The sequence below is a fragment of the Streptomyces sp. UNOC14_S4 genome (genome assembly GCF_020740835.1).
Taxonomy (GTDB): Bacteria; Actinomycetota; Actinomycetes; order Streptomycetales; family Streptomycetaceae; genus Streptomyces.
In genome coordinates, this window is record NZ_JAINFC010000337.1 from 1 (window position 1) to 8,528 (window position 8,528).

The window sequence follows — 8,528 nt, forward strand, 5'->3', positions numbered from 1 at the left end:
ACCCCCCGCCGCCCGCGGGCCCACCGCGCGGTCCCGGTCCGTGCGCAACACTTTAGAGGTTGCGCAAGTAGGGAAGTGTCATGGGGTCCGCCTGGCCGGCACCGGGCACGCGCCCGGCAGTGCGCGGCGGACAGGACGACAACGGACCCACTGGCACCGGGGGCGCCCATGGACAGTCTTGACCACCTTCGGATCGAGGACACACCCGACTTCGAGTATGTCGTACAACAGGCCCTGCACTTCCCGGAGATCAGGGACGCGGTGCGGGGCGCGGGGACGGCCAAGGCGCCGGTGAGCGTGGAGCAGTTGCGCTCCATGGCGCTGCGCGCCCGCGCGGAGATCGCGGCCACGGCGGCCGACGAGTACCGCGACTACCTCAAGCAGCGCACCGCCGTCGCCGGGCAGGAACCGGCGCCGGCGGCGGACGCCACGGCGTCCGGCCCCGACGCGGGCGGGCTGCTCGGAGCGCTGGGCGTGCTCGTGCCGACGCTGGCCGCGGTGGCCGCCGCGGCCTTCCTCCTGCTCGGCTACGGCCTCCGGCTCACGGGCACTCAGGAGCACCTGGCGGACGGCCTGGTGACCGCGGGCTGGACGACCGCGGTCATCGCGGTCGTGGCGGCGGTGGTGTCGATAGGCGCGCTGCTGCTCACGGCGGTGCGGCAGCGGCCCGCCCAGGAGGAGGACGGGGAGCCGCCGGAGGAGCCGGAGACCGAGGTCTCCCGCTCGCGCCGCGTGTGGCAGCAGGCGCTGCTGGAACGGGGCGTGCTCCCGTTCCTGCACTCGGCCCTGCGGGAGACCCGCCGTTGAGCCCGGCGCGACGCCCGCCCCGAGGGGCGTCCCGGGGGACGCCACGGAAGGCACCGCGGGAAACGCCCCGAGGGACACCGCACGAGGAACGACAGGACGTACCGCAGGACGTACCGCAGAGAGTGCCGGGCGGCGCCGTCGCCGCCCGGCACCCGTTACGACTTCAGTGCCACGCCCCGCGTACCGCCCGTCGGCAGCGGCTCGTCCGGGCAGGTGTCCAGCACCTTGTCCATCGCCTTGCGCTCGTCGTCCGTCACCCAGAGCCTGTACTCCTTCTTCACCGCGATCTGCCGCGCGACGTAGGCGCACTGGAAGCCCTTGTTCGCGGGCAGCCACGCCGCCGCGTCCTTGTCCCCCTTGCCCATGTTGGCCGGGCCGTCCGCGGAGACGAGGTTGAGGGGGTCGTTGGCGAGGGCCTCGCGCCGGGACTGGCTCAGCTTCCGCGCGCCCGTCTGCCACGCGTTCGACAGGGCCACGAGGTGGTCGATCTGGACCGCGGAGGAGGTCTTCGGCCCGCGCTGGAAGCGGATCTTCCGGCCCGTGTACGGGTCGTCCAGCGTCCCGCCGTCTATCACGCACTTCGACCCGCCCTTGAACCGCGTGTCCTTCAGGTCGCGGGCCAGTATGTCGTTGCGGGTGTCGCAGGAGTTCCCCGAGCCGGGGGCGCTCGTCGAGTCCGACCAGGCGGACCCGAACTTCCCCTCGCGGTCGTAGCCGTCCTTCGAGGCGGCCTTCTTCACCGGCAGCTCGCCGAGCGCCGCCCGCGCCGTGCCCGGCTTCCCCTTGTCGCCGCCGTCGTCGTGGGACGTGGAGCAGCCCGCGAGCACGGCGCCCAGCAGGACCAGGGCGAGGGCTGTACGGGGGGTGCGGGAGTTCACGGGAACCGGCCTCGTTTCATCTCGGAATCGGTATCGGTATGGGGATCGGCATGGGGATCGGAATACGCGTCAGGACGGGCCGTACGGGACGAATCGCCCCACCGCGGCCCCTTAAATGATCACTCACGGTCCGTCAGCTCCCGCCACCGGGTGCCGGGAGGCCCCGCCGGGGCCGGAGGGCGGTGGCGATGACGCGCATCCGTCTGCGGGGCCGGCTGCGGTACTGGTTCGACAGCACCATGGACCGGGGCACGCCCGCCCTGATCGGCTGGCTGGGGCTCGCCTCGGTCGTTCTGATCGCGGTGGTCACCGTGCTGGTGGTGGCCTTCACGGACGAGGACACCGAGGCCAACGGCGGCTGGGCGGGCGTGGCGTGGATGAGCATGCTGCGCACCCTCGACCCCGGCACGATGGGCGGCGACAAGGGCGCGCCGCTGTTCCTGCTGCTGATGCTGACGGCGACCATCGGCGGGATCTTCATCGTCAGCGCGCTCATCGGTGTGCTGACCACGGGCCTCGACCACCGCATCCAGCGGCTGCGCAAGGGCCGCTCACAGCTGCTGGAGCGGGGCCACACGATCGTGCTGGGCTGGTCGGAGCAGGTGTTCACGGTGGTCGCGGAGCTGGTGGAGGCCAATCAGAGCGAGCGCCGCTCGTGCGTGGTGATCCTCGCCGACGTGGACAAGGTCGACATGGACGAGCAGATCCGGCTGCGCGTGCCCGACACGGGCCGCACCCATGTGATCTGCCGGTCCGGAAGCCCCCTGAAGCGGGCGGACCTGGAGCTGGTGAGCCCCGATGAGGCCAAGGCGGTCCTGGTGCTGCCGCCGGTCGGCGAGGACCGCGACACCCAGGTCATCAAGGTGTTGCTGCTGCTGAACAACCGGCCCTGGACGGGCCCCCGGCCGCCGGTGGTCGCGGCGGTGCAGGAGTCGGACAACCTCGCCGTCGCCCGGATCGCGGCGGGCGACGGCGGCCTGGTGATCGACGCGGACGACTTCGCCGTCCGGCTCGTGGCGCAGTCGCACCGGCAGTCCGGCCTGTCGGCGGTCTGCGACGAGCTGCTCAGCTTCATCGGCAACGAGTTCTACATCCGGCACGAGCCGTCGCTGGCGGGCCTGACCTACGGCGAGGCGCTGGACCGCTACGCCCTGGGCATCCCCGCCGGGCTGCGCGGGCCGGACGGCTCGGTGCTGGTCAACCCGCCGATGGACACGGTGATCGGCCCGGCCGACGACGTGATCCTCATCGCCGAGGACGACGTCTTCATCCGGCTCGCCGACCCCGGCGGCACGCTCCCGCCCGTGATCGCCTCCGCGATCGTCTCCGTACCGGGCACACCACCCGCCCCGGACCGCACCCTGCTGATCGGCTGGAACTCCCGCGCCCCGAAGATCGTCGCGCTGCTGGACCAGCTCGCCTGCCCCGGCTCGGCCGTCGACGTCGCCGCGCCCGTACACCCCGCCGAGGGCCTGACGGCCGCGTACGAGCACCTGACGATGGACTACCAGTACTGCGACCCGACCAGCAGGAAGGCCCTGGAGTCGCTCGACCTCGGCGGCTACCGGCACATCGTCGTGCTCGCGGACGAGTCCACCGACCCCGGACTCGCGGACGACCGGACGCTGGTGACCCTGCTGCACCTGCGCGACATCGAGGTGGGCCTCGGCGACCCGTACTCGATCGTCACGGAGATGAACATCGACAGCAACCGCGAAGTGGCTCAGGTCACCAAGGCCGACGACTTCATCGTCAGCACCAAGCTGACCTGTCTGCTGCTGACCCAGCTGGCGGAGAACCCCGACCTGCACGCCGTCTTCGCCGACCTCTTCGACCCGGCCGGCTCGGAGATCTACCTCAAGCCCGCACCGCGCTACCTCCGCCCGGGCGCCGAGGCCAACTTCACCACGGTCGTCGCCGCGGCCCGCCTCCGCGGCGAGACCGCCATCGGCTACCGCCTGAGCCACGAGGGAGACCGCCCCCCGTCCTACGGCGTCCACCTCAACCCCCCGAAGGGCGAACCCCTGACCCTGGGCGAGGACGACCACGTCATCGTCCTGGCGGAGAGCTGAACCGCTGGGGAAGTGGGCCGCCCCGGTCCCCTGGCCTGCGGCTTCCCCGGCCATGTCAGTGGTTGACCCTACGCTTGTCCCGAATGCGCACAAGTGGGGAGGGACTTGGTGAAGCGAGAGCGTGCCACCGCGTTACTGGAAGACATGCTGCGACGCCTCGACGAGGGGCAGGAATGGCCTTTGTGCCTGGTCGACGCGGTGTATCTGTTCGGTTCGTACGCGCGAGGGGCCCTGGAGCCGAACGACGTCGATGTGGCGGTCGGCTACCACCGGGACAAAGAGATGAACGCCCGATTCGTCTCCTTCATGGTCTCCTCGGGCAGGGACCCTCATGTCGACCTGCGTCAGGCTCTGATCGGGCGCCGACGCGGAATCCAGTTCCTGTGGGACGCCTCGGAGCGTGAACATCTGGAACAGGAAGGCGCCCGCATGCTTCCGTTGTGGCGCCGCGGCGACAGCTTGGAGCAATCGCTCTCTGTGCTGCGCTCCATCGAGGAGGACCCGGACGCCGGCCGGGCACCACGCGACGACATGATCGAAGAATTCGAGGGACTTGACCGGCACATTCCGCGAGCGGTCCGCCATGACGTGATCGAGTGGAGGAAAACTGGCCGGATCACGGTCTCGCGCCTCACTCTCCCGGACAACCAGGTCATGCCCTTGGGGCGCACGACGGCATGGGCGATCGACGACCGGTGGAAAGCCGACAGCCCGCTGCGCCGCGCCGCGCTTGCCTCCCTGAATCACTTGAGGAGCCTGGGCGCCGACCTCTGTGACATCGAGCTTGCAGGCGAGCAGCTTCCCGCGTCCACGCGGGGCGAGCTCGTCGAACCTCGCTGGTGGATCAACTGGAAGTGGCGTCACTACCGGGCCATCCCCCACCGTCTGGCCGACGGCGACGGCTGGCTCGAAGTCCTCGATCCCACTCGCACCAAGCCACTCCACGCCCTGCTGATACGTCCAGGGGCACAGGCGAATCTCCAGGAGCGCTCATCATGAAGGCCCCCTTGCTCCCCGCCGAGTTCCTCTGCACGGCTCTGGCAGGTCGCGGAGCAGATGAGCCAGTGGTGCGGATCGCGGGAGAACACCTGAGGTCGGCGCAGTCCCGACCGGACCGTTCCGCCCTCGCCGAAGCCCTGCTGTCAGGCCCCTACGCGGAAGAAGCGCCTGGGTGGCTGCTGGAAGCAGCCGTGGCGGCGGACCTGGAACGAGCGCAGGAACCCTACTACTTCGACACGTCGCTGAGCCTGGCGGTACGTGCCCTCGGACACCCGTCGTGTACCACGTCGCTCCGTGACCAAGTGCTGAAACAGTGCTCCCCGCACCAGCTCGCCCTGCTCGCCGGCCCGAGCGCCGACGACCGGCTGGCATCGGCCGTCGCGCGGACACTGAGATCCCTCAGCGGCACCACTCCTCTTCCCATGACGCCCGATCTGCTGGAGAAGCCCACTCCGGCCCAGGTCATGTTCGCGCAGGGCCGACTGCACGACCTCGTTTTCGAAGCAGCTCGCGACGTCCTGCCCACGGCGCCCCACAGCGAGGCGCCACAGAGCGGTGAGGACACCGAAGCGTGGCTGGACAGGCATAAGGCCGCACACCGCGCATGGGAGAGCATGTGGCGCCGGGTACTCACCCGGCACCCCGACCGGCAGCGGCAGTTCGTCGAGTGGGCAAGCGACGGCACCGCCGGGCGGCCGATCCACGACGTACTGCTCGGCGTCATACCGTGGACGGTCGATCCGGCGCTGCTGACCGAACTCGCCAAGGCCGACCTCGAACGGTTCCACTTCAATGTCCTGCTGGCCCAGGGCTGCCGCATGCGCCGGGACGGAGCGGACCAGGAAGAGATTCTCGACCGCCTGGCCTCGGAGCTGACGGCCTTGCCAGAGGAGCAGCGCACCCACTTCCGGGAGTCCCTGACCAGAACCAGCACGTATCTACTGGACTGGGGATGTCGCGCCCCGGTCCACTGGGCACAGAGCTCGGCATCGGATACCTGGCACCACCTCCTCAACCCGGCACAGGCCAAGGACGGCTACCGAGAGGTCGAGTGGCGCGCACCGGCCGAAACCCTCGCCGCGCTGGCGGCACTCTTCGCGGAGACCGCTGCCCGTGCTCTTCCCTACTGGGAGCCGCGTGACCGTTATTCGGCCATCACCCCGGACGATGTGGGCTGGGTCCGGGACATGCTGCTCCACCTCCCCGCTGTCACCGAGGACGTCGTATCCGGTATCCGTCCGATCATCCGGGATGCGCGGACCCGGCTGAGCCGCCATCACCCGAGCGCCCGTCCCCGCTACGACGAGGTCAGGCGCATCGAGGAAATCCTCGGCCAGGTGGAGCGGATCCTGGCCGATCCGCCCCCGGAGGCCGGCTCCTGGCGCCGTGTCGCGCTCGGGGATCCGAAGAGCGTGACGGTACGCGAGCTGGCGGCCGTCCAGGAGCAGGCCCTGAGCGCGTATCTGGACCGGCATCCCGGTGACGACTCGCTCGTGGAGAAGGCGCTTCTCTCCCTCGCCGCGAGCGGCTGCCGCTCCAGTACCGTCCTTGCCGATGTGCTGAGAAGGCACAGCTCGGCAGAGTCCGTACTGCTTCGTCTGACCACCGACCTGCGAAAGGAGCTGGGCGGCGGACCGTCGTGGCGCGAAGCGTGGACCCGGATGCTCCTGAACCGGCCGGGCACCGGCCCCGAACTCGTACGCGCCCTTCCGGCATGGTCGGCCCTGCGCGCCCGGGGCGATCGTTACGACAGCGCCCACCCTGCGGTGGTCTCCGTGGTGTTCGCCGCGCTGGGTACGGATGAAGATGCCTGGAAGCGGTTCGTGAACTCCCCGGCCAGCCACGCCGGTGCCACAGCCTGGCTACGCCTGGGCGACCTTCTGGACGCGGCTTGCACAGGCGCGCTTTGGCCCAAACCGCCAGGTACCCGCTGAGCAGCGGGACATGTCGCAACCGGGCCGACTCCAGTGACCGTCGCCATCACCGTCCAGCGGACCGCCATGGGAAGGCTCACACTGCGACGAGGCGGACCCGGTCGCCACACAGCTTGGTCATGTCGTCGATGTCAGAGGTCAGCATCACCACAGGGCGCTGCTGACGCAGAGCCGTCTCGGCCACTGCGGCGTCGATGGCGTACTTGTGGCCGTGGAGGCCGGCCGCCATCAGAAGTGACGAGGCGGCCTTCGCCTCCTCGTCACCCACCGGGACCACCCGCAGCCCTGACAGCAGCCAGCTCAGCCGCGCTCTGTTCGTCCGGGCGTGCACTGCCTCGATGATGGTGAGCGCGCAGATCACCACTTCCATGCCCCGTCGCCGTGCCTCGGTGACCAGGGCGACCACGTGCTCATCGTCGCCCAAGAGTTTGGACAGCCCTTCGCTGTCGAGGACGAGCGTCCCGTCGTGGCTCAGCCTGCGACGGGCCACTGGTCTTCCTCGGCGAACACCTCGTCGAAAACTTTCCGCGCACGCTCGCGTACCGGCTCGGGCAGCGGTCCCTTCCTCTGCTCGTAGTCGGCCAGATAGTCGTCCAGGACCTGACCGCGCAGTTCCCTCTCGACCGCGGCCGTGATGAACGCGGAAAACTCACGCTTGCCGACCCGTGCACGGATCGCCTCGGCCGTCCCCTCCGGGAGCGACAGGCTCACCCGCGTCGCCGGGCCCTCACCGATGCTGTACGACGCCTCGGACATACAGCGATTGTGTCAAACGAGTAGGAAAAGGCAAGCGCTCCTGGCCGGACAGCACGACGCCCTGGCTGGTCGAGACCAGCCAGGGCGTTCTATGACCAGGCCAGATCGTTTCTGCACCTGTGCCGCGTGGTGGGGCGGGTGGGACTCGAACCCACGGCCGACGGATTATGAGTCCGCTGCTCTAACCGGCTGAGCTACCGCCCCGTTCACGGCGCGTCGCGCACAACTGTGCGCGCCGTCTGCCGCAGCATAGCCGCTCATACGATCTGCTGCCCTGGTGGGGGCCCATCACGTGACCGACCTGACCTTGAGGACTTCGATCACCCTGTGTTTGGTTCCCCCCAGATGCAAAAAAGGACCCCTGTCGAGGGGTCCTGTCCTGCTGGCTCCCCCGACTGGACTCGAACCAGTAACCTGCCGATTAACAGTCGGCTGCTCTGCCAATTGAGCTACAGGGGATCGCGCTCCCCCGACTGGACTCGAACCAGTAACCTGCCGGTTAACAGCCGGCTGCTCTGCCAATTGAGCTACAGGGGAATGTCGCGTGTGCCTCGAATGCCCTGCCTCCCTGTCTCCGGGGCGGCGGGCGCTCGCTGCGAGACATACATTAGCGCAAGCAGGGGGGTGCTCCGCCAATCGGTACCCCGGGAGTGACCTTCGCACCCGGCGGGTAGGCGCCGAGCACAGCCCGGCGGCACCACGAGACGTGTGGGGCACGAGGGACCAAAGGGAAGGGTGGAGCGTGATGCGGTACCGGCTGACGTTCGTCATCGGGGCAGCCGTCGGGTACGTGCTCGGCGCGCGAGCCGGCCGCGAGCGGTATGAACAGCTGCGCAAGGGAGCGCAGCGGGTCGCGCAGAACCCGGCCGTGCGCAACACCGTGGAGTCGGCCGCCCAGAACGGCCGGGCCATCGCCTCCAAGGTGTTCGAGAGGGCCGCCGACCGGGTCGGCGATCGCCTGCCGCCCTCGGTGGGCGAACGGGTCCGCTCCCTGCGCGAGCAGCGCGCCGCCGACGAGGACGAGTGGGGCACGAGCAACACCTGATCCAGCGCCTGCCCCGACCCCTCCCCTGACCCGGTCC

Annotated in this window: 8 protein-coding genes and 3 tRNA genes; 5 read left to right on the top strand and 6 right to left on the bottom strand. The window is 69.7% G+C overall.

All coding sequences use genetic code 11. The features are described 5' to 3' along the window. Positions 1-168: 168 nt before the first annotated feature. Complete coding sequence (locus K6I34_RS25420) at positions 169-807, top strand: hypothetical protein (RefSeq protein WP_229328822.1); 639 nt, start codon at positions 169-171, stop codon at positions 805-807. Between the two features lie 155 nt (positions 808-962). Here the strand turns inward: K6I34_RS25420 and K6I34_RS25425 are convergent, their stop codons facing one another. Next, positions 963-1,685 carry an HNH endonuclease family protein gene (locus tag K6I34_RS25425; protein WP_308294057.1) on the bottom strand — a complete coding sequence of 241 codons (723 nt, stop codon included), beginning with the start codon at positions 1,683-1,685 and terminating at the stop codon, positions 963-965. Positions 1,686-1,873: 188 nt separating this feature from the next. Between K6I34_RS25425 and K6I34_RS25430 the strand changes: the two genes are divergently transcribed. The 3 genes from K6I34_RS25430 to K6I34_RS25440 all read left to right on the top strand — a co-directional run bounded on the left by K6I34_RS25430 (position 1,874) and on the right by K6I34_RS25440 (position 6,690). Further along, positions 1,874-3,757 (top strand): potassium transporter TrkA, encoded by a 1,884-nt coding sequence (locus K6I34_RS25430; protein ID WP_229328823.1) that lies wholly within the window; start codon positions 1,874-1,876, stop codon positions 3,755-3,757. A 108-nt stretch (positions 3,758-3,865) separates the two neighbouring features. Next, a complete protein-coding gene (locus K6I34_RS25435) occupies positions 3,866-4,756 on the top strand; it encodes a nucleotidyltransferase domain-containing protein (protein WP_229328825.1) in 891 nt (296 codons plus the stop codon). Then, positions 4,753-6,690 carry a hypothetical protein gene (locus tag K6I34_RS25440; RefSeq protein ID WP_229328826.1) on the top strand — a complete coding sequence of 646 codons (1,938 nt, stop codon included), beginning with the start codon at positions 4,753-4,755 and terminating at the stop codon, positions 6,688-6,690. Before K6I34_RS25435 ends, K6I34_RS25440 begins: the two co-directional genes overlap by 4 nt. A 76-nt stretch (positions 6,691-6,766) precedes the next feature. Here K6I34_RS25440 and K6I34_RS25445 read toward each other — a convergent pair whose 3' ends face one another. The 5 genes from K6I34_RS25445 to K6I34_RS25465 form a co-directional block, all read right to left on the bottom strand. Continuing rightward, positions 6,767-7,180, bottom strand: coding sequence for a PIN domain-containing protein (locus K6I34_RS25445; RefSeq protein ID WP_229328828.1), 414 nt, complete (start codon positions 7,178-7,180; stop codon positions 6,767-6,769). Then, a complete protein-coding gene (locus K6I34_RS25450) occupies positions 7,162-7,446 on the bottom strand; it encodes a hypothetical protein (RefSeq protein WP_229328830.1) in 285 nt (94 codons plus the stop codon). Before K6I34_RS25450 ends, K6I34_RS25445 begins: the two co-directional genes overlap by 19 nt. A gap of 127 nt (positions 7,447-7,573) precedes the next feature. Beyond that, positions 7,574-7,650: transfer RNA gene (locus K6I34_RS25455), tRNA-Ile, on the bottom strand. Positions 7,651-7,829: 179 nt separating this feature from the next. Then, positions 7,830-7,905: transfer RNA gene (locus tag K6I34_RS25460), tRNA-Asn, on the bottom strand. Positions 7,906-7,910: 5 nt separating this feature from the next. Further along, positions 7,911-7,983, bottom strand: a tRNA-Asn gene (locus K6I34_RS25465). 208 nt (positions 7,984-8,191) lie between these two features. Here K6I34_RS25465 and K6I34_RS25470 point away from each other — a divergent pair. Next, complete coding sequence (locus K6I34_RS25470) at positions 8,192-8,491, top strand: YtxH domain-containing protein (RefSeq protein ID WP_229328840.1); 300 nt, start codon at positions 8,192-8,194, stop codon at positions 8,489-8,491. The last annotated feature ends 37 nt before the right edge of the window (positions 8,492-8,528 follow it).

Bases quoted from the DNA above. Each gene is read 5' to 3' on its own strand.
- K6I34_RS25420 (WP_229328822.1), top strand. From the start codon at position 169: ATGGACAGTCTTGACCACCTTCGGATCGAGGACACACCCGACTTCGAG.
- K6I34_RS25430 (WP_229328823.1), top strand. From the start codon at position 1,874: ATGACGCGCATCCGTCTGCGGGGCCGGCTGCGGTACTGGTTCGACAGC.
- K6I34_RS25440 (WP_229328826.1), top strand. From the start codon at position 4,753: ATGAAGGCCCCCTTGCTCCCCGCCGAGTTCCTCTGCACGGCTCTGGCA.
- K6I34_RS25450 (WP_229328830.1), bottom strand. From the start codon at position 7,446: ATGTCCGAGGCGTCGTACAGCATCGGTGAGGGCCCGGCGACGCGGGTG.
- K6I34_RS25470 (WP_229328840.1), top strand. From the start codon at position 8,192: ATGCGGTACCGGCTGACGTTCGTCATCGGGGCAGCCGTCGGGTACGTG.